Origin of the sequence: Pseudorhodobacter ferrugineus DSM 5888, assembly GCF_000420745.1 — a bacterium.
Taxonomy (GTDB): domain Bacteria; phylum Pseudomonadota; class Alphaproteobacteria; order Rhodobacterales; family Rhodobacteraceae; genus Pseudorhodobacter; species Pseudorhodobacter ferrugineus.
This window is the reverse complement of the sequence record NZ_ATVN01000008.1, coordinates 1-22,773: the sequence shown is the minus strand read 5'-3', so window position 1 is coordinate 22,773 and position 22,773 is coordinate 1. Positions and strand designations below refer to the sequence as shown.

General features: G+C 58.3%; 23 protein-coding genes and 1 pseudogene. 8 read left to right on the top strand and 16 right to left on the bottom strand.

What is annotated here, in order from left to right:
• Position 1 precedes the first annotated feature (1 nt).
• The 5 genes from atpD to G560_RS18875 all read right to left on the bottom strand — a co-directional run bounded on the left by atpD (position 2) and on the right by G560_RS18875 (position 5,633).
• Positions 2-1,438 (bottom strand): F0F1 ATP synthase subunit beta, encoded by a 1,437-nt coding sequence (gene atpD / locus G560_RS0108625; protein ID WP_022703918.1) that lies wholly within the window; start codon positions 1,436-1,438, stop codon positions 2-4.
• Positions 1,439-1,461: 23 nt separating this feature from the next.
• Positions 1,462-2,337, bottom strand: a complete 876-nt coding sequence (locus G560_RS0108620; RefSeq protein ID WP_022703917.1) for a F0F1 ATP synthase subunit gamma — start codon at positions 2,335-2,337, stop codon at positions 1,462-1,464.
• Positions 2,338-2,349: 12 nt separating this feature from the next.
• The gene (gene atpA / locus G560_RS0108615) at positions 2,350-3,888 is read right to left on the bottom strand and encodes a F0F1 ATP synthase subunit alpha (protein ID WP_022703916.1); all 1,539 of its coding nucleotides are present in this window, start codon (positions 3,886-3,888) and stop codon (positions 2,350-2,352) included.
• A complete protein-coding gene (locus tag G560_RS0108610; protein ID WP_028913891.1) occupies positions 3,889-4,449 on the bottom strand; it encodes a F0F1 ATP synthase subunit delta in 561 nt (186 codons plus the stop codon).
• A gap of 344 nt (positions 4,450-4,793) precedes the next feature.
• Positions 4,794-5,633 (bottom strand): class I SAM-dependent methyltransferase, encoded by an 840-nt coding sequence (locus tag G560_RS18875; RefSeq protein WP_022703914.1) that lies wholly within the window; start codon positions 5,631-5,633, stop codon positions 4,794-4,796.
• 63 nt (positions 5,634-5,696) lie between these two features.
• Here G560_RS18875 and gloB point away from each other — a divergent pair, with 63 nt between their 5' ends.
• Complete coding sequence (gloB, locus tag G560_RS0108600; RefSeq protein WP_022703913.1) at positions 5,697-6,482, top strand: hydroxyacylglutathione hydrolase; 786 nt, start codon at positions 5,697-5,699, stop codon at positions 6,480-6,482.
• 172 nt (positions 6,483-6,654) lie between these two features.
• Positions 6,655-8,973: an ATP-dependent Clp protease ATP-binding subunit ClpA gene (gene clpA, locus G560_RS0108595; protein ID WP_028913890.1), complete on the top strand. Its 2,319-nt coding sequence runs from the start codon at positions 6,655-6,657 to the stop codon at positions 8,971-8,973.
• Positions 8,974-9,081: 108 nt separating this feature from the next.
• On the opposite strand, the gene G560_RS21500 is transcribed toward clpA, so the two are convergent.
• Positions 9,082-9,318 (bottom strand): hypothetical protein, encoded by a 237-nt coding sequence (locus tag G560_RS21500; RefSeq protein WP_022703911.1) that lies wholly within the window; start codon positions 9,316-9,318, stop codon positions 9,082-9,084.
• Here G560_RS21500 and G560_RS21705 point away from each other — a divergent pair.
• Together G560_RS21705 and G560_RS21490 are read left to right on the top strand one after the other, a co-directional pair.
• Positions 9,284-9,373: pseudogene (locus G560_RS21705) on the top strand (M23 family peptidase); the annotation flags it as partial. The gene G560_RS21500 and the pseudogene G560_RS21705 overlap by 35 nt on opposite strands.
• A 3-nt stretch (positions 9,374-9,376) precedes the next feature.
• Positions 9,377-9,619 carry a hypothetical protein gene (locus tag G560_RS21490; protein WP_231575854.1) on the top strand — a complete coding sequence of 81 codons (243 nt, stop codon included), beginning with the start codon at positions 9,377-9,379 and terminating at the stop codon, positions 9,617-9,619.
• Between the two features lie 377 nt (positions 9,620-9,996).
• On the opposite strand, the gene G560_RS0108580 is transcribed toward G560_RS21490, so the two are convergent.
• The 3 genes from G560_RS0108580 to G560_RS0108570 all read right to left on the bottom strand — a co-directional run bounded on the left by G560_RS0108580 (position 9,997) and on the right by G560_RS0108570 (position 13,450).
• Positions 9,997-11,640 (bottom strand): peptidoglycan -binding protein, encoded by a 1,644-nt coding sequence (locus tag G560_RS0108580; protein WP_022703909.1) that lies wholly within the window; start codon positions 11,638-11,640, stop codon positions 9,997-9,999.
• A gap of 3 nt (positions 11,641-11,643) precedes the next feature.
• Positions 11,644-12,846: a hypothetical protein gene (locus G560_RS0108575; RefSeq protein WP_022703908.1), complete on the bottom strand. Its 1,203-nt coding sequence runs from the start codon at positions 12,844-12,846 to the stop codon at positions 11,644-11,646.
• Between the two features lie 67 nt (positions 12,847-12,913).
• The gene (locus G560_RS0108570) at positions 12,914-13,450 is read right to left on the bottom strand and encodes a gamma-glutamylcyclotransferase (RefSeq protein ID WP_022703907.1); all 537 of its coding nucleotides are present in this window, start codon (positions 13,448-13,450) and stop codon (positions 12,914-12,916) included.
• A gap of 65 nt (positions 13,451-13,515) precedes the next feature.
• Here G560_RS0108570 and G560_RS0108565 point away from each other — a divergent pair, with 65 nt between their 5' ends.
• Complete coding sequence (locus G560_RS0108565; RefSeq protein ID WP_028913889.1) at positions 13,516-14,502, top strand: DUF2125 domain-containing protein; 987 nt, start codon at positions 13,516-13,518, stop codon at positions 14,500-14,502.
• Here G560_RS0108565 and G560_RS0108560 read toward each other — a convergent pair whose 3' ends face one another.
• The 6 genes from G560_RS0108560 to G560_RS0108535 form a co-directional block, all read right to left on the bottom strand.
• Entirely contained in the window at positions 14,503-15,144 is a 642-nt protein-coding gene (locus G560_RS0108560) for an extensin-like domain-containing protein (RefSeq protein WP_244870037.1), read from the bottom strand.
• A gap of 176 nt (positions 15,145-15,320) precedes the next feature.
• On the bottom strand, positions 15,321-16,262 hold the full coding sequence (locus G560_RS0108555; protein WP_022703904.1) for a prephenate/arogenate dehydrogenase family protein: 942 nt from the start codon (positions 16,260-16,262) through the stop codon (positions 15,321-15,323).
• The gene (hisC, locus tag G560_RS0108550; protein ID WP_022703903.1) at positions 16,262-17,347 is read right to left on the bottom strand and encodes a histidinol-phosphate transaminase; all 1,086 of its coding nucleotides are present in this window, start codon (positions 17,345-17,347) and stop codon (positions 16,262-16,264) included. The genes G560_RS0108555 and hisC overlap by 1 nt, the downstream gene beginning before the upstream one ends.
• Positions 17,348-17,486: 139 nt before the next feature.
• Positions 17,487-18,107 carry a 30S ribosomal protein S4 gene (gene rpsD, locus G560_RS0108545; protein WP_022703902.1) on the bottom strand — a complete coding sequence of 207 codons (621 nt, stop codon included), beginning with the start codon at positions 18,105-18,107 and terminating at the stop codon, positions 17,487-17,489.
• A gap of 263 nt (positions 18,108-18,370) precedes the next feature.
• Positions 18,371-19,240, bottom strand: coding sequence for a Hint domain-containing protein (locus G560_RS0108540; RefSeq protein ID WP_338053573.1), 870 nt, complete (start codon positions 19,238-19,240; stop codon positions 18,371-18,373).
• 308 nt (positions 19,241-19,548) lie between these two features.
• Positions 19,549-20,463, bottom strand: coding sequence for a lipid A-modifier LpxR family protein (locus G560_RS0108535; protein ID WP_022703900.1), 915 nt, complete (start codon positions 20,461-20,463; stop codon positions 19,549-19,551).
• Between the two features lie 408 nt (positions 20,464-20,871).
• Here G560_RS0108535 and G560_RS0108530 point away from each other — a divergent pair, with 408 nt between their 5' ends.
• The 3 genes from G560_RS0108530 (at position 20,872) to G560_RS18865 (ending at position 22,330) form a co-directional block, all read left to right on the top strand.
• Entirely contained in the window at positions 20,872-21,297 is a 426-nt protein-coding gene (locus G560_RS0108530) for an integrase arm-type DNA-binding domain-containing protein (RefSeq protein WP_022703899.1), read from the top strand.
• Positions 21,278-22,012: a tyrosine-type recombinase/integrase gene (locus tag G560_RS0108525; RefSeq protein ID WP_022703898.1), complete on the top strand. Its 735-nt coding sequence runs from the start codon at positions 21,278-21,280 to the stop codon at positions 22,010-22,012. The genes G560_RS0108530 and G560_RS0108525 overlap by 20 nt, the downstream gene beginning before the upstream one ends.
• A 75-nt stretch (positions 22,013-22,087) precedes the next feature.
• Positions 22,088-22,330 (top strand): hypothetical protein, encoded by a 243-nt coding sequence (locus G560_RS18865; protein WP_022703897.1) that lies wholly within the window; start codon positions 22,088-22,090, stop codon positions 22,328-22,330.
• Positions 22,331-22,449: 119 nt separating this feature from the next.
• Here G560_RS18865 and G560_RS20610 read toward each other — a convergent pair.
• On the bottom strand, positions 22,450-22,773 hold a 324-nt coding region (locus G560_RS20610), incomplete at its 5' end, for an IS5 family transposase (protein ID WP_155947204.1).

Here is a 22,773-nt window from a genome sequence, read left to right as displayed (position 1 = left end):
CTTATGCCGCAGCTGCAGCAAGACGCTGCGCTTTGGCGATCACTTCTTCAATGCCACCAACCATATAGAAGGCCGCTTCTGGCAGGTGATCGTATTCACCGGCCACAACCGCCTTGAACGAGGCGATGGTTTCTTCCAAAGGCACCTGCTTGCCGTCTGCGCCGGTAAATACCTTGGCCACGTCAAACGGCTGGCTCAGGAAGCGCTCGATCTTACGCGCGCGGGCCACGGCGATTTTGTCGTCTTCCGACAATTCGTCCATACCCAAAATCGCGATGATATCTTGCAACGACTTATAGCGCTGAAGGATCTGCTGCACGGATGTCGCCACGCCGTAATGCTCTTCGCCAATGATCAGCGGGTCAAGCAAACGCGAGGTGGAACCCAGCGGGTCCACAGCCGGATAAATCCCTTTTTCCGAGATCGAACGGTCCAAAACGGTGGTCGCGTCCAAGTGGGCAAAGGATGTCGCCGGTGCAGGGTCGGTCAAGTCATCGGCAGGTACGTACACGGCCTGAACCGATGTGATCGAACCGTTCTTGGTCGATGTAATGCGTTCCTGCATCTGACCCATGTCGGTTGCCAGCGTTGGCTGATAACCCACAGCGGATGGAATACGACCCAACAGCGCCGACACTTCCGAACCCGCTTGGGTAAAGCGGAAGATGTTGTCCACAAAGAACAAAACGTCTGCGCCGGTTTCATCGCGGAACTGTTCGGCCAATGTCAGACCCGACAAAGCCACACGCATACGCGCACCTGGAGGCTCGTTCATCTGGCCATACACCAGTGCGATTTTCGACTTTTCCAGATCATCGGGAACGATAACGCCGGATTCGATCATCTCGTGGTAAAGGTCGTTGCCTTCACGGGTACGCTCACCCACGCCCGCAAACACCGACACGCCCGAGTGTACTTTGGCGATGTTGTTGATCAATTCCATGATCAAAACGGTCTTGCCAACGCCCGCGCCGCCGAACAGACCAATTTTGCCGCCCTTCGTGTAAGGTGCCAAGAGGTCGATAACCTTAATGCCGGTCACAAGGATCTCGGTCGCGGTCGACTGCTCGGCAAAGCTTGGGGCCTCACCGTGGATCGAACGGGTTGTTTTCGACAGAACGGGGCCTTTTTCGTCAACGGGATCGCCGGTGACGTTCATGATGCGGCCCAATGTGCCCATGCCAACCGGCACGGAAATCGGCGCGCCGGTGTCGGTCACGCCTTCGCCACGGACCAGACCTTCGGTCGCGTCCATCGCAATGGTGCGCACTGTGCTTTCGCCCAAGTGCTGTGCCACTTCCAAGATCAGCTTTTTGCCGTTGTTGGTTGTGGTCAATGCGTTCAGAATGGCCGGCAGGTCACCCTCAAACTGCACGTCCACAACCGCGCCAATCACCTGGGTGATCTTGCCTGCGGCCTTTGTTGGTGCTTTCGCCATGTGTCAAGTCTCCGTTATGCGGGTCAAAGCGCCTCAGCGCCCGAGATGATTTCGATAAGTTCTTTGGTGATCGCAGCCTGACGCGAGCGGTTGTAGATCGTCGTGTATTTGTCGATCATATCGCCTGCGTTGCGGGTTGCGTTGTCCATCGCACTCATCCGGGCACCCTGTTCCGAGGCCCCGTTTTCAAGCAAAGCAGTGAAGACTTGCGTCGCCACACCGCGCGGCAAAAGATCGGCAAGAATGCCTTCCTCTGACGGCTCGTAATCGTACAATGCGACCGCATCACCGGCATCTTCCGCGTCATATTTCGCGGGGATAACCTGTTGCGCAGTCGGCACCTGGCTGATCACCGATTGGAAGCGGTTAAAGAACAGCGTTGCCACGTCAAACTCGCCCGCATCAAAGCGTGCCAGAATGTCGCGCGAAATCGCTTGGGCCTGAACGTAGCCCACGCGCTTTACCTCGGACAGGTCAACGTGACCGACCATATAGCGCGCGAAATCACGCTTCAGCTGTTCCCGGCCTTTTTTGCCAACAGTCAAAATCTTGACCGTTTTGCCTTTGCCCAGCAGCTCATTCGCCCGTGCCCGTGCAAGGCGCACGATGGTCGAGTTGAAGCCACCGCAAAGCCCGCGTTCGGCGGTCATGACGACCAGCAAATGCACTTTATCCTCGCCCGTCCCAGCCAAAAGCCGGGGCGCGCTGGCCGATGTTCCAACCGAGGCCGAAAGCCCCGCCATCACCGCATTCATCCGCTCGGCATAGGGCCGACCAGCTTCCGCAGCTTCCTGCGCGCGGCGAAGTTTCGCCGCGGCAACCATTTGCATGGCTTTGGTGATCTTGCGAGTATTCTTGATACTCGTGATCTTGTTTTTTAAGTCCTTTAGGCTCGGCATTGACCTACCCCTTTAGGCGAAATCTTTGGCATATGCGTCAAGCGCGGCACGGATTTTATCCTCCAGCTCGCCCTTCACCTTACGGTCGTTGTTGGTGATATCCGCCAACAGGTCCGCATGGTTCGACCGCAGATGCTTGAGCAAGCCAGCCTCGTAGCGGCCAACATCCTTTACCGCGATCTTGTCCAGATAGCCCTTGGTGCCTGCAAAGATCACGCAAACAATTTCCGAACCGGTCAGCGGCGAATACTGTGGCTGCTTCATCAATTCGGTCAAACGCGCACCACGGTTCAGCAACTGCTGTGTGGACGCGTCAAGGTCCGAACCGAACTGCGCAAAGGCCGCCATTTCGCGGTACTGCGCCAGTTCCAGCTTAACCGGACCCGCAACCGATTTCATCGCATCGGTCTGAGCAGAAGACCCAACGCGCGAAACGGACAGACCGGTGTTCACAGCGGGGCGAATGCCCTGATAGAACAGTTCGGTTTCAAGGAAGATCTGACCATCGGTGATCGAAATCACGTTTGTCGGAATAAACGCAGACACGTCGCCGCCTTGGGTTTCAATGATCGGTAACGCGGTCAACGACCCCGAACCATGATCCTTGTTCAACTTCGACGACCGCTCCAACAGGCGCGAGTGCAGATAGAAAACGTCACCCGGATATGCTTCACGGCCCGGCGGGCGGCGCAACAGCAGCGACATTTGGCGATACGACACGGCCTGCTTGGACAAATCATCATAGATGATCAGCGCATGGCGGCCATTGTCACGGAAATGTTCGGCGATGGATGTCGCGGCATAGGGCGCCAAGAACTGCATCGGTGCTGGGTCAGACGCGGTTGCAGCGACAACAATCGTGTAAGCAATCGCGCCGGTTTCTTCCAACTTCTTGACCAACTGGGCCACGGTCGAACGCTTCTGGCCGATCGCTACGTAAACGCAGTACAGCTTCTTGCTCTCGTCGTCGCCAGCGGCCTTGTTGTAGGACGCCTGGTTCAGAATGGTATCCAGCGCAATCGCTGTTTTGCCGGTCTGACGGTCGCCAATGATCAATTCGCGCTGGCCACGACCAACGGGGATCATCGCGTCAACCGACTTCAGACCTGTCGCCATCGGCTCGTGAACCGACTGGCGTGGAATGATGCCGGGCGCTTTCACGTCCGCAATCGCGCGCTTTTTCGTCTTGATCGGGCCTTTGCCGTCAATCGGGTTGCCCAGACCGTCTACAACGCGGCCCAACAGCTCGTCGCCCACTGGAACGTCCACGATGGACTTGGTGCGCTTTACGGTGTCGCCTTCTTTGATCGCGCGGTCATCGCCGAAAATAACGATACCCACGTTGTCGACTTCAAGGTTCAAGGCCATCCCGCGGATACCACCGGGGAATTCGACCATCTCACCGGCCTGAACCTTGTCCAGCCCGTGAACACGGGCGATACCATCGCCTACGCTCAGCACACGGCCAACTTCGGCAACTTCGGCATCTTGGCCAAAGTTTTTGATCTGGTCCTTAAGGATCGCAGAAATTTCAGCTGCTTGGATACCCATTTATCCGACCTCTTTCATTGCATTCTGGAGGGCCGCGAGCTTGGCCTTGACCGACGTATCGATCATGGTAGAGCCGAGCTTTACGATCAGACCACCGATGAGGGATTCATCGACAGCGGTTTTCAGTTTCACATCCTTGCCGACACTGGCTTTCAGCGTAGCGGCGAGTTCTTTGGCCTGTGCAGCGCTCAGCTTGGCGGCAGATGTGACCTCAGCAGTCACCTCGCCTTTTTCTTCGCTGATCAAATCTTGCACAATTTTGGTCAATTGCGGCAACACGAACAGACGGCGTTTTTGCGCCATCAATGCCAAGGTGTTTACCATCAACGGGGACAACCCCATTTTCGCGGCAATCGCGGCAATCGCTTTGCCCTGATCGTCGCGGGTATAGACCGGCGACGAAATCAAGGCGTTCAGGTCGGCAGAGCTGGCAAGCGTCGCGTCAAGGGCGCCGATGTCGCCCTCCAGCGCCTTGAGGCCCTTGCTTTCCTTCGCCAGCTCAAAAAGAGCGGTGGCGTAGCGCGCAGCAATGCCGGAGGAGATCGAAGCTGATTCTGACACGTCATCCCTTCCGAAATTAAGCCCCGGCATCGTGTCACACGGCACAAGGGCATCCTATGGCGCATACTTGTGCATGCGTCTGAATTTTGATGCGGTGTAGCAGAGGCGGATTTGTGCCGCAACCATCAACAAATGGTAAAATGCACGTGACGGGCGCTAACATGTCGCAACCCCGCCACGCCTTGGGGACCATCGCTCGAAATTGGCGTCAAAAACCCCGGTTTCGCCACGCACTTTGGCCGGGCTTGTGCCATTCAATAGGTCTGGCAGCCTGCCCAAACCGTACGAAGCGCCACGACCGCCCTGCGCGCGCGTCGCCAAAAGGACCATCAACTGCGGCCCGTTTACTGTGTTTGTGGCTTCGTATCCGGCGGCGCAGATCCTGATGGTGGTGCGGCGACCTCGGTTAAGGCCTCGAGCGCGGCAGGGCCTTGCATCAAGGCGGGTTCCGGTGCGCCCTGCCCCATGCCTTCCAACACCCGCAACGGGCGGCGCACGGCGGCCCGCAACCCGCCTTGCACCGGCGCGCGGTGCTGCTTTGACACCTCGACAATCAGCACCCCGCCCGCCAGAAACGGTGCGAACCGCCTGCCGTTGCGTTCAAAGAAATCAGATGTCCGCAGCCAGAACGGGTGCCCCGATGGCGGCGCAAACAACGCCGACAGGCTTCGCTCTACCGTGAAATCATGGCGTTTTAACTGCGCTTCCAACTGCCTCACCGAATAGGGGCGGCCAAACCCGAACGGCGTCCCATCGCGCCGTGCCCACAGGCCGGACCGCGATGGCACAATAAACAACGCCCGCCCGTGGGGTCCAAGCACGCGGGATGCTTCCTCTAACACCATCGACGGCTGTTCCGACGCCTCCAACCCGTGCATCAGGATCAGGCGGTCAACTATGCCCGTGGACAGCGGCCAAGCCGTTTCCTCGCATAGCACTGACACGTTTTCCATGCCCGCAGGCCAAGGCATCACGCCTTGCGGGGCTGGCATCAAGGCAATAACCCGCCGCGCATCGGCCAGATAAGGCCGCATCAAAGGCGCGGCAAAGCCGAATCCCGCCATCGTCTCACCTTTGGCAGACGGCCACATCCGCACCACCGTGTCGCGAATGGCACGCTGCGCCACGCGGCCCAATTTGGTCCGATAGTAAAAGTTGCGAAGGTCAAGCACATCAAGATGCATTGCAGACAGGGCCTTTTTCGGGCGAAGCTTGTGCCAACATTACCCAAAGAAAGGCAAAAGACCATGCCACTTGCGATTTTGACAATTCCCTGCCTGTCCGACAACTATGCCTACCTGATTCATAACTCTGAAACTGGCGACACGGCGCTGGTGGATGTGCCCGAGGGCGCCCCGATTCTCGCTGCGTTGTCGGCAAACAAATGGCGCTTGACCGATATTTTGCTGACACACCACCATTGGGACCATATCGACGGCTTGGCTGATTTGTTGGCAGGCTTGCCCGATAGGTCAAAGGGGGGCCCTCGTATCTGGGGCGCCGCCGCCGATGCCCACCGCTTGCCGCCCCTTACCCGCGCCCTGAGCGACGGTGAGACCGTCACCATCTGCGGTGAGTCCGTCCATATCTTTGACGTTTCGGGCCACACAATCGGCCACATCGCCTTTCACTTTCCGCAAACCCAAGCGCTGTTTTCCGGCGACAGCCTGATGGTGATGGGCTGCGGGCGGTTGTTTGAAGGCACGCCCGCGCAAATGTGGGCCAGCCTGCAAAAACTTGCCCCCCTCCCCGATGCAACCCGCCTGTTTTCCGGCCATGAATACACCGCCAGCAACATCCGCTTTGCTTTAGCCCTTGAACCCGCCAATCCGCAGCTTATCTTGATGTCACGAGGGGTGTCGGACCTGCGCAAAGCAGGCAAGCCGACGATCCCGACCACCTTGGCGCAAGAACGCGAAACCAACCCGTTCCTCCGCGCCCCCAACCCCGATATGAAAGCCGCCCTCGGCATGGCCGCCGCGGCAGATCTCGATGTTTTTACAGAAATCCGTGCACGCAAAGATAAATTCTGACCGCAGCGCCATCACCATTGTTCACTTTTTCCGACACAACCGTCTGAAACCTAAAATAATCAGAAAAAAGACTTGAAGCCGCCGAAATAAAACCGAACCTTAAGGGTATGAGGCCATTGTCGGTCAGGGCGCCCCGCCCGATCCGCCAGCAGAACACGAGGAGCACTGAACCGTGCCATCATTTTCCACGACGCTTGAACAGGCAATCCACGGCGCTTTGGCACTTGCCAACGCGCGCCGCCACGAACTCGCCACGCTGGAACACTTGCTTCTGGCATTGATCGACGAACCCGAAGCCTCTCGCGTGATGAAGGCCTGTTCCGTCGATCTGGATGAGTTGCGCAAAACGCTTGTCGATTTCATCGACGATGACCTCTCCACCCTCGTCACCGATGTCGAGGGGTCCGAGGCCGTGCCCACAGCCGCCTTCCAACGCGTGATCCAGCGCGCGGCGATCCACGTGCAATCGTCGGGCCGCAATGAGGTGACGGGCGCCAACGTCCTCGTCGCCATCTTTGCCGAACGCGAATCCAACGCCGCCTATTTCCTGCAAGAACAGGATATGACCCGCTATGACGCGGTCAATTACATCGCCCACGGTGTCGCCAAAGACCCCGCCTTTGGCGAGGCGCGCCCTGTTACGGGTGCCGAAGAGCACATGGAAACCCCGAAAGGCGAGGCGGGCGAGGCCAAGGAATCCGCCCTGTCCAAATATTGCGTCGATCTGAACGTCAAAGCCATCAAAGGCGATGTCGACCCCCTGATCGGCCGTGAGGCCGAGGTGGAACGCTGCATCCAGGTCCTCTGCCGCCGCCGCAAAAACAACCCGCTGCTGGTCGGTGATCCCGGCGTTGGCAAAACTGCCATCGCCGAAGGTCTGGCTTGGAAAATCGTGCGCGGCGAAACGCCCGAAATTCTGTCCAAAGCCACGATCTACAGCCTCGATATGGGTGCTTTGCTCGCAGGCACCCGCTACCGTGGCGATTTCGAAGAACGTCTCAAAGCCGTAGTCAAAGAAACCGAGGATCACCCCGACGCGATCCTTTTTATCGACGAAATCCACACCGTTATCGGTGCCGGCGCCACATCGGGCGGCGCTATGGATGCGTCCAACCTGCTGAAACCCGCGCTTCAGGGCGGCAAATTGCGCACGATGGGCTCCACCACCTACAAGGAATTCCGTCAGCACTTTGAAAAGGACCGCGCCCTTGCCCGCCGGTTCCAGAAAATCGACGTGAACGAACCCTCGGTGCCAGACACCATCAAAATCCTGATGGGCCTGAAGCCGCATTTTGAAGAACATCACGACCTGCGCTACACCGCCGATGCGATCAAAACCGCCGTGGAACTCGCCGCGCGCTATATCAACGACCGCAAACTGCCCGACTCTGCGATTGACGTGATTGATGAGGCGGGTGCCGCACAGCACCTCCTCTCGGATTCCAAGCGCCGCAAAACCATCGGCACCAAGGAAATTGAGGCTGTGGTGGCAAAAATCGCGCGCATCCCTCCGAAAAACGTCTCCAAAGACGACTCGGAAATCCTGCGCGATCTCGAAAAATCGCTCAAACGTGTGGTCTTCGGTCAAGACAAGGCGATCGAGGCGCTGGCGTCCGCCATCAAACTCGCCCGTGCAGGCCTGCGCGAACCCGAAAAACCGATCGGCAATTACCTGTTCGCAGGCCCCACAGGTGTGGGCAAAACCGAGGTGGCAAAACAACTCGCCAACACGCTTGGCGTGGAACTGCTGCGTTTCGATATGTCCGAATACATGGAAAAACACGCCGTTTCTCGCCTCATCGGCGCCCCTCCAGGCTATGTCGGCTTTGACCAAGGCGGCATGCTGACCGATGGTATCGACCAGCATCCGCATTGCGTGCTGCTGCTGGATGAAATGGAAAAGGCGCATCCGGATGTCTACAACATCCTGCTGCAAGTCATGGACCACGGCAAACTGACCGACCATAACGGTCGTTCGGTGGATTTCCGCAATGTTATCCTCATCATGACGTCGAACGCCGGCGCGCAGGAAATGTCAAAATCCGCCATCGGCTTTGGCCGTGACCGGCGGACCGGCGAAGATACAGCAGCGGTGGAACGCACCTTTACGCCTGAATTCCGCAACCGCCTTGACGCCGTGATCAGCTTTGCCCCCTTGGGCCGCCAGATCATCCGTCAAGTCGTGGAAAAATTCGTCCTGCAACTCGAAGCACAGCTTTTGGACCGCAACGTCCATATCGAACTGACGGATGAGGCCGCGAATTGGCTGGGCGAAAAGGGCTATGATGACAAAATGGGCGCGCGCCCGCTTGGCCGCGTGATCCAGGAACACATCAAAAAACCACTGGCCGAGGAGTTGTTGTTCGGCAAACTGATGAAGGGCGGCGTGGTCAAGGTCGGCATCAAAGACGGTGCGCTGGACCTCACATTCGAGGAACCGGACAAGGCCCGCATCACCGGCCGCAAAACCCCGCTTCTCACGGCAGAATGACCCCTGTTATTACTGCGCTTCTTTTCTGGGCCCCCGCACAAGCGGGGGTCTTTTCTTTATCCATTCCGGTCGATTGCACCTTGGACGATACGTGTTTCATCCAGCAGTTCACCGGCCGTGACCCAAGGCACAGCGGCGGCCGATTTCACCTGCGGTTCGCTCAGCTATGATGGCCACAAAGGCACCGATTTCGCTGTCCCAACCCTGAAAGCGATGCAAAACGGCGTCACCGTCACCGTCCTCGCCGCCGCCGCAGGCGCCACCCGCGACGGCATGGCCGACATAGCGTCGAACGCGCCCTGCCCCCGACATCACCGACCGCGTTTGCGGCAATGCGGTCGTCATAACCCATGCAGACGGCTGGGAAACCCAATATTGCCACCTCAAACGCGGAACTGTTGTGGTGCAAAAGGGCGAAACCGTCGCTGCAGGCACCCTCACCGGCCCACAGGGCGAGGTTCTGCGCCAAACCGCCACCTTCACCAAACCCCAAGCCCGCACCATGCGCGCCGCAGGCAATCGCAACCGCGGCCAAAACTGGCCCGCAGGCCCCTATAACGGCACCGCAACCTTGCTGCACGGCAGCACGCAAATCGGCCAAATATCTCTCAGTCTTACAATTGCCCCTAAAGCGTTTCGCCTTTAAATTGAAACACCTTGCATCGCCAAACGTGCCCAAAACCTCTGATGTTCGACAGCCATAGGTGACGCAGGTTTCAGTCGAATTGCTCTAAACACGAGACGCAGAAAAAATCGCTGGCAAACGCGATCAACCCGTCCTTCCATTCTCTTCGACCCAAATATCCACTCTGCCGTCAACCCAAGAAAATCTGTTAAAAGGCATGCACCACACATGGCTCAAAACCCGCCACAGCGGGTTTTTCAATATACTTACAAATCAGAATTTCCGCCGCAAAGCCGCGCGAACGCAGGTTAAAATCAGGTTAACAAAAGTAACAAAGTTTAATAATTTCAATAAATTAGACGAATGACCGCGTGCGGACATTCTGCGGATACATTCAATCACCGTTCCGTCAGCTTCAACTCAATCCGCCGATTTTGTGCCCGCGCCTGCTCTGATCCCCCCCCCGCCACAGGCTGCCACTCCCCAAATCCGGTCGCCGCCATCCGTTCGGGCGGAAAACCCAAATCATCCTGCATGAACCGCACCACAGACAAGGCGCGGGCCTGGCTCAATTCCCAGTTGTCGGCAAATTCACCCGCCCCTGAAAGCGGCACATTATCGGTGTGCCCGTCGACCCGAATGATCCAATCAATCCCGTCAGGGATTTGCCCTGAAACCTCTTTCAGCGTCGCCACAACCCCGTCAATCTGGCTCCGACCCTCAGGGGCCAGATCCGCCGATCCGGGCCGAAACAGCACCTCGGACGAAAACACAAACCGGTCCCCCACAATCCGAACCCCGTCCCGCCCAGCCAAAACCTCGCGCAGCTGACCAAAAAATTCTGACCGGAAATTCTCCAGCTTCTTCGTTTCGGCTTCCAGCCGTTTGCGTTCCGCCTCCTCCAGCTCGGCCCGCTTTTTCTGCTCGGCCGCGACTTGAGCAAGGGCGGTATTCAGTTGCGTCCCCAAAGTATCCAGCCGCACATTCGCAGCCTCATCCCTGGCCGATGACGCGTCCAAAAGCCCCTGCAAATCCCTCAGTTGCCCCCGTAACGCCGCGATTTGTTCGTTCAGCAAGGCCACCCTGCGGGCATTGTCCTGCGACCGCGCATCCACCTCGGCCAGCGCCGCGCGGGCTGTGGCAAGAAGCGCGTCTTTGCCCGTCAAATCTGTATCAGATTGGCTCGCCGCCGCCTGTGCCGCAGCCAGCAAGGTCAAGGTTTCCTCGGCCCGTTTGCGCTGCTCTTCCAAGGCCAGCGTCATCGCCGTAAGCTCGGTTTGGGATGCCGCAAGCCGCGCCCGCAAGGCCTCGGCGGCGGCCATATCGACCAGCCGCGCCTTTTCTTCTTCGGTCAGCTGCGCCTCTAACCCATCAATCCGCGCGGTATTGGCCGCAAGGTTAGCCTCGCCTTCGGTCACTTTGGCGCGCAAATCGGCGATCATCGCATCCAGCGCCTCACGGCGAGCGGCGGCGAGGCGGGCCGCCTCGGCTTGCGCGTCAACTTCATCGCGGGCGCGGGCAAGGGCCAGATTAAGCGCCTCTTGTTCTGATATCATACGGGTTTGCGCGGCCTCCAGCTCTGACACAGCCGCGGTCAAACTCACCGCCTCCCCCCGCGCCGCATCGCGTTCGGCCAACAGGCTTGCCACCTGCGCCTCAAAGCTGCTGATCCGCGCAGTGGCCGTGTCCAGATCTGCTTGACGCACGGCCAATTGGCTGGACAAGGACGCCGCCAAGGCCGCTTGCGCCGCCCCATCGGCTTGGGCCGCGGTCAGGCTTGCCCCCAATTGCCCCACTTCGGTGGCCAAACGATCGGCCCTATTGCGTTCCAGCCCCAAGGCATCGGCAAGGCCCGCGACCTGCTCAGCCAGCGCGTCAAGTTCGTGGTCTTGGTTGTCAATGGTTTCGCGCAGGACCGACTGCACGATCATGAAAATTGTCAGCACAAACATCAAGACCAGCAGCAGCGCAGTCATGGCATCGACGAACCCCGGCCAGATAGAGCCGTTCATCTTTTGCCCACCCCGCCGGCTCAACGCCATAGCCTAGTCCCGCCCTTGTGCGCTGCGCGACAGTTGCCGGACCGCGTTGGTCAGGCCTGCGATATCGGCACGCAAATCGGCCACACTTTCCTGCCGCCCGGCGGATATCTCTTCCAAAATTCGTAGCAATTGTACATCGATGGACCGCAGGCGCATCCGGCTTTCGGCATCTAGCCCATCTTCGCCAGCCTTGGCCAGCACGGGTGCAAAGCTGTCTTGGCCATCGGCAATGCGGGTCAAAAGCGTTGTTTGGGTGGCGGCAATCTGCGCAAGTTGGTCCTGAACATGGCTGTCCGCTTGCACCTTGGCAGACAGATCCTTCACCGCATCCGCAAGGCTTCCCAGCCGTTCATCGGCAAGGCTGCGTGACACATCGGCCTGCACAAACAGGTTTTGCAAGGCTTCCAACTGCCGCGCGACTTGATCCATAACGCCGCCAAGGCCAGACACATCGCCACCATCCCCATCGCCGCTAGAAAAACCCAGCCGGGTGATCGACGACAACCATTCCTCAAGCTCGCGGTAAAACCGGTTCTGGCCGTGGCTGGCAAAAAGTTCAAGCAGCCCCACAACCAGCGACCCCGCCAGCCCCAAGAGCGACGAGGAAAACGCCGTGCCCATACCGCCAAGCTGCGCTTCTAGCCCACCCATCAGCTTTTCAAACACCTGCATCGCATCTTCGCCCTCTTTCGGGGCAAGATTGCGGATGGTTTCGACAACCGCGGGAACAGTGGTCGCAAGGCCGTAGAACGTACCCAAAAGGCCCAGAAATATCAGCAGGTTAACAAGGTAGCGCGTAATGTCGCGCGCCTCATCTATCCGCGTGGCGACCGAATCGAGAATAGACCGCGAGGACGAGGCCGAGATTTGCATCCGCGCGCCACGGCTGCGCAGCAAGGCCGCCAACGGGGCCAGCAGGCGCGGCGCTGTCACCTGTTCGACCGCTGGATCGGGCTGGGTAAACCCCAAAATCCAGCGCACCGATTGCATCAGTTGCAGCACCTGCCAAAAGCACGCAATGACGCCAAAGACGAAGACCATTGCGATAAAGCCGTTCAGCCAGACGTTGGCAAGGAACACCCCCGACAACTGCCCCCAAGCGACAAAACCGCCAAGGGCGACAAGCACAACAACACCCAGCATCAGAATGATCTGACGAATCGGATGGGTAAACGACAACTCTGCCTCGGTGGTGGTCTTGTCCATTCGGCGCAAATGACCCTTCTGGTTTGCTTCGTCTTAGCCTAAGCCCGCAAAGCGATTGTGCCAACTGTCATTTCGCATTTAGTGCGTGGACACGGCTGGAAAGCCATTCCAGATCGGCATCTCCGATGCCCAATTGCGCCAAATGGGCGGCGGTGTTGAACAAATATTCGCAATTGCGCCCACGGCCGCCAACCGCTTGCGCGATGATCTGTGCCTGTTCTTCCAGCGCGAGGGTGCAATATTGGTCATGCGCGGGATCGATGACATAGCACAAGGCCGTAACCTCTGCCCCGCCATCAAGGGACAGCGGCAACCATTCCTCAAGATACGCCGAGGAAATCAACTCGCGTTCGCGCAAAGCCGCGAGGGTGGCACCTTCGGCACCATCGACTACGCGAAAGGCAACGCCTGCGCAAAAGGCGTGTGCTGCGCGGTCAAGTGCGAGGACAAGGCCGGGGTCGATTTCGGTGCCGCGGTGGTGGATTGAACGCATGCAAAAGCTGCGGTGCCAGCCGTGCAATTGGGCCACGCGCTGTTCGGCGACCGGAAATCCGGGGTTCCAGACCAGTGATCCGTATCCGAAAACCCAAAGTGGCTTTTGCATCTTCTGGCCCTCCGTTGCGCGACCTTGTAGACAGCAAAAAGCGTGAAATGAAAAGGGGCGGCCTGATGCGGTGGTTGACGGGTTTGGTGATGCTGTTGGGCTGCCTTTGGGGCGGCTATTGGTTTGTGGGCGAGCGCGGGTTTGAAGCGGCAGCAAAGGGGTGGTTTGCTACGTTGCAAGACAGCGGCAAGGTGGCAGAATACAGTGATCTGTCCGTTCAAGGGTTTCCCAACCGCTTTGATCTGACCGTGACCGACCCGCATTTTGCCGATCCGGCCACGGGGTTTAACTGGCAAGCGCCGTTCTTTCAGGTGCTAAGCCTGAGTTATAAGCCGTGGCATGTGATCGCGGCCTTTCCACCCGAACAGCGGCTGGTCTTGCCGAGAGAGGCGATGACGATCAGGTCGGGAAAGCTGCAAGCCAGCGTGGTGGCCAAGCCGCAAACGAGCCTGCCGCTGGACCGTTTGGCCGTGGTAGGCCAGGCGCTGGAGGTCGTTGGCGACAAGGGGTGGACGGTGAAAGCCGAGACGGTGCAATTTGCAACGCGGTTGGATGAAAGCCGCGCGCATTGGCATGAGGTTGGGCTGAATCTGGGAACCCTGACGCCGGATGCTGGATTGACGGCACTTTTTGGTGGGGTTCTGCCGGCGCAGATCGCCTTGATCCGCCTGGATGCCCATGTGGAATTGACCGCGCCGCTTGACAGGACCGCTTTGGCGGCCAAGCCACAAATTGCAGCGGTCGAGCTGGATGATTTGCGAATTGACTGGGGCACGATGGGCGTTGCGGTGACAGGCAGTATCGTGGCCGACGCGGCGGGATTTGCCGAAGGCGATGCCGTTTTGCGCTTGGAAAACTGGCGTGTGGCGCTGGATGTGGCGCAGGCGACAGGTCTGCTGGCCCCCGATCAGCGCCGGACATGGGAGCGCGCAGCGCAGTTTCTGGCCAAGTCGACGGACGGGGTGGACACACTGGAATTGCCCTTGCGGTTCGCCAATGGGCTTACGCTTATCGGGCCGCTTCCGGTCGGGCCAGCGCCACGGCTGCGGTGATTATTTGCAGTAAGGCCCGCCGCGATATTTGGCGGTATCAAAATGAAGATGGTCCTCATGATAGCCATCAGACCCGGGACCAAGGGTGGTGCCAAAGATGCCGCACGCGCCTTTGTGGGCCTTGCGGATCGCTTTGCCCCGGCTGGATTTATAGTCGGCCTGAATGCTTAGCTTTGTGCCGTCGGCCAGTGTAAACCCCGAAACATCAATAGCTTTTCCGCGCCCGTGTTCGCTGATCCGCGCGCCTTTCTTGTTGTTTCGGCCACGGCAAACATAATGGGCCGCCACGTGAAGCTGCGTTACCTCGTTGCGGCCAAAGGCAGGTTTGACCTTGTTGGTGACCCATTTGCGCAGCGCGCGGGCTGTATCGCAATCAATGGTAGCGGGGGTGCTTAGGGTCACGCCATCGACGGCCGTGATGCGGACAGGGCTGTCTACGCCGCAGCCTGATTGCGCCCCACGGATAGAGGGGATCGCTGTGCCTTGGATCGCGCTGTCTTGACAGATAGCGCTGCTGCCATAGGTCTTTTGCTCTTGGGCTCCGAGTTTTTTATCAATCACCTTTTCAGGACCGAATAGTTTACCCAAAAGCCCTCTTTTCGGGGCCTCAACAGCGGCTTGAACGCCCTCAGGCCGTGGCATCGGGCGGATCGACGGAAATCGAATCGTTGCGAATTCAGCCGAATCAATCGGTGCTTGGGGCGGCGCGTCAGCGGGTGCAAGAATAGCGGGACGCGGCATGGGGCGCACGGACGAAATATCTGCCAAGCCCTGCCCGCCAAGGCAGCACGCCAACACAAACGCAGGGCAAAGCCCTTTCATACGGCCACATCGGGCTTTGGCACCGCCCGCGCGCCACGGCCAAAATCGGGGGCGTCAGTGTCTTGTCCCGCCTGAATGATACTGCGTCGGATAGCGCGGGTGCGGGTGAAATAATCGTGCAAATGCGGCCCATCGCCTTTGCGGATGGCACGCTGTAGGGCGAAAAGTTCCTCGGTAAAGCGGCCAAGGATTTCCAGTGTGGCGTCTTTGTTGGTCAAAAACACATCGCGCCACATGGTCGGATCGCTTGCCGCAATGCGGGTGAAATCGCGGAAACCTGCCGCCGAATACTTTATGACTTCGCTATCAGTAACGCGGCGCAGATCATCGGCCACACCGACCATTGTATAGGCGATAAGATGGGGCGTGTGGCTGGTCACGGCCAGTACCAGGTCGTGGTGCGGGGCGTCCATCATATCGACATTCGCCCCCATGCCTTCCAGCAAGCTGCGCAGGCGGGCCACGGCCGCCGCATCGGCATCAGCCGCAGGGGTCAGCAGCCACCAACGGTTTTCAAACAGCGTGGCAAAGCCCGACCGAGGGCCGGAATGTTCGGTGCCCGCCAGCGGGTGGCCAGGGATGAAATGCACACCCTTTGGCATATGGGGCGCAACAGCCTCAATCACCGCTTGCTTGACGGACCCCACATCGGTGACGGTTGCCCCCGGTTTCAGATGCGGGGCGATTTGCGCGGCGATACTGTCCATCGCCCCAATTGGAACGGCAAGCACCACAAGGTCGGCCCCTTCAACCGCCGCCGCAGCCGTGTCGAAAACCGCATCACAAAACTTCAGTTCCATCGCTGCATCACGCGTTTCAGCGGACTTGGCATGGCCTGTAATGGTGCCGACAAGCCCACGCTGCCGCATCGCATGCGCCATGGATGACGCAATAAGACCTAACCCGATCAGGGCGACTTTTTCATAGATAACGGCCATCAGCGCTTGCCTTTGAACTGCGCCACGGCATGGGCCACGCGACGGCACGCACTTTCATCGCCGATGGTGATCCGCAGGCAATGCGGCAGTTTGTACCCCGCCACGCGGCGTACGATCAGCCCTTGGTCGCGCAAATAGACATCGCAGGCCTCGGCCTCGGCCGCATCCGCAAAACGAGCAAGCACGAAATTGGCAAGCGAGGTATCAGACGGCACGCCAAGCTCGGCCAGCGCCTCGGCCAGCCAGATGCGCATACGGGCGTTATCGCTGCGGCAGCGGGCCACATAATCCTGATCGCGCATCGCGGCCTCGGCGGCCTCTAGCTGCGTGTTTGACAGATTGAACGGGCCACGAATGCGGTTCAGCACATCAATGATCGCGGCAGGGCCGTAGCCCCAGCCGATCCGCAAACCGCCAAGCCCATAGATTTTGGAAAAGGTGCGGGTCATCACCACATTCTCACGGGATTCGATCAGTGCCAGCCCACCGTCATAGCCGTCGACATATTCGGCATAGGCCCCGTCCAGCACCAAGATCGCTTGGGGTGGCAGGCCATCGGCAAGCTGGGCCACCTCGGCTGCGGAAATCATCGTGCCTGTCGGGTTGTTCGGATTGGCGATAAACACCAGTTTCGTGCGCTCGTTACAGGCGGCCAGCAGATTGCCAATATCCGTGGTGCGGTCCCGTTCAGCCACCTCGACCGGGGTGGCCCCTGCGGCTGTGGCCGAAATCCGGTACATCAAAAAACCATGTTCGGTGAACACCACCTCATCGCCCGCGCCCGCATAGGCCTGACACAGGAAATGGATGATTTCGTCACTGCCAACGCCACAAATCACGCGGTCAGCATCAAGGTGCTGCACCTCTGCAATCGCGGCGCGCAGGGCGGCATGATCGGTTGAGGGATAGCGGTGCAACTGGTGCACGGACCGCGCAAATGCCTCTTTGGCCTTATCAGACGGGCCAAACGGATTTTCATTTGACGACAGCTTGATGGTGTTGGTCTTGCCAGCAACCGTGGCGGCCCCGCCTTGGTACAAAGCGATATCCATAATGCCCGGCTTTGGCCGAATGTCAGACGTCATTTTAGCGCTCCCCCGAGATGCTGCATCTTGTTAACGGCTTCAACTGGCGCTGACCAGAGGCCGCAAACGCAAAACGCCACCCTAATGTAGGGCGGCGTTTCGTTTGACCCACAAAAAGCGGGCCAGATATCGGCCAAAATCAGTTCTTGGCGTAATATTCGACCACGAGGTTTGGTTCCATAACAACAGGATATGGCACATCGCCCAAGGTTGGGGTGCGCACAAATGTCGCGGTCATTTTGGAATGATCAACTTCGATGTAGTCTGGCACGTCACGTTCCGCCAAAACCACAGCTTCCAGCACGATGGCCAATTGCTTGGAGCGGTCACGAACAGCGATCACGTCGCCTTCTTTGACGCGGTAAGACGCGATGTTCACGCGCGCACCGTTTACGGTGACATGGCCGTGGTTCACAAACTGACGGGCCGCAAACACTGTTGGCACGAACTTCGCACGATACACGACGGCGTCCAAGCGGCGCTCCAGCAGACCTACCAGCATCTCGCCAGTATCGCCCTTTACGCGTTCCGCTTCAGTATAGATCTTGCGGAATTGCTTTTCGGTCAGGTCGCCGTAGTAACCCTTCAATTTCTGCTTTGCGCGCAGCTGTGTACCGAAGTCCGACAGCTTGTTCTTGCGGCGCTGACCGTGCTGGCCCGGGCCATATTCACGCTTGTTTACTGGCGACTTTGGACGGCCCCAGATGTTTTCGCCCATGCGGCGGTCAATTTTGTATTTGGCAGAGGTGCGTTTTGTCATCTCTGATCTCCTTCAGTTAAAATTTGCTCTTTCGGCTGGTCCAAAAACCGGTTCCCACTTTTTGGGCCTCAGAGCGTCACGAAGGGCGTTGTCCTTCCCCTTGATCCACCCGTTTCGGGGTGGTTCGCGGGTGACAGGTTTCCTTTTGCAAGGTCCACCAACACCAATGAAAAGTCCTCGGACGTAAATCCGAGGACAGACGGGCTTATATAGGCCCGCAGAGCGGTGTCAACCGCTAAGCCGCCCAGTTCAGGCCCCCCAGTTCATGCCGCCAAGTCATGCCGCAAGATCGCAGCTTCGGACCCAGACAAGTTGCGGCGGGCATAATCGCCGTAAACATGCGGGTTATCGGCCAATCCGGGCAAAAGCTGAAGCAAGCGGTGTCGTTGGTCAGCTTCCACCAAATCCAGCGCGGTATTTGATGGATGGAAACTTTCGGTTTCTAACCCGTTGGCCCAAATCACCTGATGGCGTTCCAGCAAGATGTGAATATAGGTCACCTCGCGCTGGGTCAGATCAACGTGGATCGAATGATCATTGACCAAGTCTTCGGCAGCGACCAGCACCTCAGGAGCGTTGAACAAGGCCATAGCTGCCGGACCCTTTACCAACATCCGGTGCTGGGGCGAAACCAACAAATCCTCGTCCGGACGACCAAGGCCCAGCGCGCCAGCCCGAAACCGGATCGGGCGCAGATGGGGCATGGCATGCAGGCGAGCGCCTGTCATACGGCGATGGCCTGTCCACAAAATCTGTTGCAGGCCGTTGTCTTTGGTGGCGATGGCATCACCCGGGCGCAAGTCTTGGATCAGTTTTGCGCCATCTGCGGTGCGAATCGACGTGTCTGGCGCGAAACAAATCACACCACCAGCCGCACGCGCACCGACAACTTGCGCTGTCCGGTCAATCGCCATGCGCACGACCCACAGGTCTACGTTTGCAGGTGGAATCTCGTCCACAAACATCAAAAGACGCGTGCCAACGTCGCGCACGTCAATCAAGGTGACGGTATAGCTTTGGGTGCCATCGGTGACGATGAACCCCTGCTCTGGATCATCCAGACCGTCATCTTCGCCAGCATCGGGGCTGTCCGCCCGTGACGAAATAGCAGTCCCTAAAAGGCGTCGCACCATGCGCGCCGCCCGTTTTCTTATGTCCGCTGCCCCCTCGGCCCCCTGAAGAAGCAAAACGTCCTGCGCACCGTCAACGCGTACAGTTTCCCCTGTCCAGCGCCACGAAGCGCCAACAGCAAGTACGTCTAATGGTGCGGCCTTCAGGCCGTCTGTTTCTGTCTGTGACAAAGAGATAACGAACGTGCCGCGAAAGCCCGTTCCCATTTCCTGTATGCCTGCTCGTTTTTTTATAGTTTATAATGAAACGTTAACAGGCAAGACTCCGCTTGGCTATTGTATTTTTGCCACAGTCCTGGAGAATCGAATCGCTAGAATCGGATATGCAAGCGCAAGGATCCAACCGTTTGACCGGAAGGCTGGCGATCAAACTCGCGCCCAAGATGTGTAACGCCATAGAATACTTCAGATTTTTCACCGCGCCAATTTACACCGGCCCGCAATCTGCTGCGACGCTTAATTGACTCTACGGAACCCCCATCAGGCAAGTAGGCACTGTCGAAAATCCGTGCGATATCGCCGCCAACGGTAAAGCTTGCCCCTTGCCCCGCATCGCCGCGCGTGCCGGTAAACCGCTGCCCCGTCACCTGATCGCGCAGCATAAGCGCCCCTTGGCCAAAATGGCCAATCGTCAGATCGCCCCCCAGACGCACATAGGTTTCAACGCCGACCTGCGCCTCGGCGAACGGGCGGAGGCGGGCCGCACCCAGAGTATAGGTCTTTCCCATCTCGGCCGACATGGTGGGATAGACATGGTTGGACAATTGACCAGACAGATCGCTTGTCCCACCCATGCCGAACAGTTTATGGGCTTTGCGTTGCAGCGCCCCAACCCCTGTTTGCGGACCAACAGCGACCAAATCGGCCCCCAGACGCATCTCAACCGCGTTCCGTTTAAAGTAGGAATGAACGCCCACGGACAACGCGCCGACATAGCGTCGATCATTGGGCGATGGTGCAGCAAGATTGGCAGGTGCGATGATTTCGCTGCGCGCCCGATATTCCAGCACGGCACCAAAGCGATTGGGCAAGTCACCGTCCCAGTCCGTTCCGCGCACAATGCTAACGGTGTAGGAACCTGTACGCCAACGATCCTTGCCATCCCCCAAAGCGTCATTGTTGAAAAACCGGCCATAGCCAAGAGTAACAGTCTCTTGTGCCACAAGCGTCGATGGCATTGCTGTTAGGAAAAGTGCGGACAAAACCGCCAAAAGGGCACGGGGCATAGACATCTCACCTTAAGTCCAAGCCCCCGCCCAGTGACGTAACCCTAAACGATTCGTCGCGCCACGGCTATAGCTTGACAAGAAGTTCCTCAAATTCATCACCTTATGTTGTCGCAACGCCGCAAATTGCCGCGCGGGCTGTCAAAGGCAGATTGCCCCAAGGGCGTACCCTGCCCCGCCAACACTTGGAAAGGATGGTGCGGGCGGTGGGACTCGAACCCACACGGGGACAAGCCCCAACAGATTTTAAGTATTTCAGTCTGAGTATTCTCATGCCTTCCCCAGCCTGTTTAATGGTCCTAAGTTGTTGTTTTCAGGCCTATAATACCTTCCATAGCCTTCTGGTGTATTCAACACCGTTTGGCCTGACAGATGGTCCAGACCAGGGCCTGATTATGGAGGATACACATGACCACCACTCTAACCCAAGCCCTTGTGGGAAAGCTCCACGAGGATCATCCGCAGGGCGCAATCCTGTATGATGCAACCGTTCCTGGCCTTCGTGTGGTCGTGGGCAAGAAGGCATCGTCGTTCAAACTGATGGGGAAAATCAACAACCCCGGAGGCAGCTACGTGACTGCCACGCTCGGGCGAACTGATCAGGTGTCGCTAAAGACAGCGCGCGCCGAAGCACAGGCAATCAGGCTTAAACTGTCAAAGGGCGACGATCCTCGCAGGGTGAAGACTGAGGTTCCGACCTTGGCGCAAGCTCTGGAAAGGTATCTCGACAGTCGCCCTGACCTGCAACCCTCCACAAAAGGTTTGGTATCGCGAGAAAGTGGAAGGCCCGCTCAAGAAGCTGAAAAACACTCGCATGGATGCAATCGACCGTGAGACCGTCCGTGCCCTTCATGAACGTATCACGCGGACAAGTGGTGCCTATGGCGCAAACGGGACGATGCGGGTGCTCAAGCTGCTGCTGAACGACACAGCCCGCACCTTCGATCTACCGCCAAACGTGGTAACCCGTGCCGTGAAGCTGAACAAGGAAACTCCCCGAGATTGGGCCGTGGCGCCGAATGACATGCCCAAACTCTGGCAGGCGCTAGATGGCATAGAGGATCGCGTTCGGCGCTGCTGCTGGATCGTGATGCTCGTTTGTGGCCTTCGAAGTGGTGACGCGAGGTCCATGAAGTGGGAACATATCGATGCTGATGGCGTCTTGACCGTGCCGTCACCGAAGGGTGGCGAGGCCAAGGCGTTCAAGCTGCCTCTGCCCCGGTTTGTGCTGCAAGAGGTGGAAGAAATTCGAGAACTGACCCGCCCCCTCTGCTCGCCCTATGTCTTCGCATCCCCTACGGCGAAGTCCGGCCACATCGAGCAGATGTGCCGCACCACAACCTTTGACTATGCACCACACGGCATGAGGCACACGTTCCGCACCTTTGCGATGGAGGCGGGTGTTGATGTGGGCATGACCATGATCCTGATAAACCATCGGCCTGCTGGCGTCACCTGGAACTACGTGACCCGCGCCAACCTGCTTGGTCCGATGCGTGATGCCATCGAAACCATTGCGGGCAAGATCGTGTCCTATCGGGGCGCGTAGCTGCTTCAACTGATGGTTTGCTGACTGTCCTTTGTCTTCCATAATCAACTCAAGTTACTGACAAGGCTTGAGATTATGGAAGACATTCGTGACGCACTCGCCCGTATCGAAGCGCAGCTTGCCCGTCAGCAAGTTGTGCCAGAATACCTCGACACGGCCGGGGCGTCTGTGCTGACTGGTATTCCGGTCCAGGGTCTCGAAATCATGCGCACCCGACGCCAAGGTCCGACCTATTGCAAGGTAGGGCGAAGCGTTCGCTACGCAGTCAGGGACCTACGGGCGTTCATGGAGCAGGAACGGCACGAGCCGCTTGCCTGACGTCAATCAGTCAAGGCAAGCCAAAACGGATAATGCCCGCATAACGCCAATGATGCCAAGTCAGAGAAAACTAATCCTCTCGGTTTTCATCTTGGTGACCCACTCTCTAGGTTCAGGACTCATAACCAGAATATGACGGTTGCAGCGAGTGCAATTGCTGACAGGAATACCTTTGGACAGCGGTCGTAGCGGGTTGCGACGCGTCGCCAATCTTTGAGCCTGCCAAACATTCTTTCGATGCGGTTGCGGCGTTTGTAACGGCGCTTGTCGTATCGAATGGTCTTGTTGCGTGATTTGCGACCTGGGATACAGGGCCTTGTACCCCTTTCTGACAAGGCTTCGCGGAACCAGTCGGCATCATAGCCTCGATCTGCAAGCAGCCATTCTGCATTTGGCAAACTGCTCAGCAAAGCCATGGCGCCAGTGTAGTCGCTTACCTGACC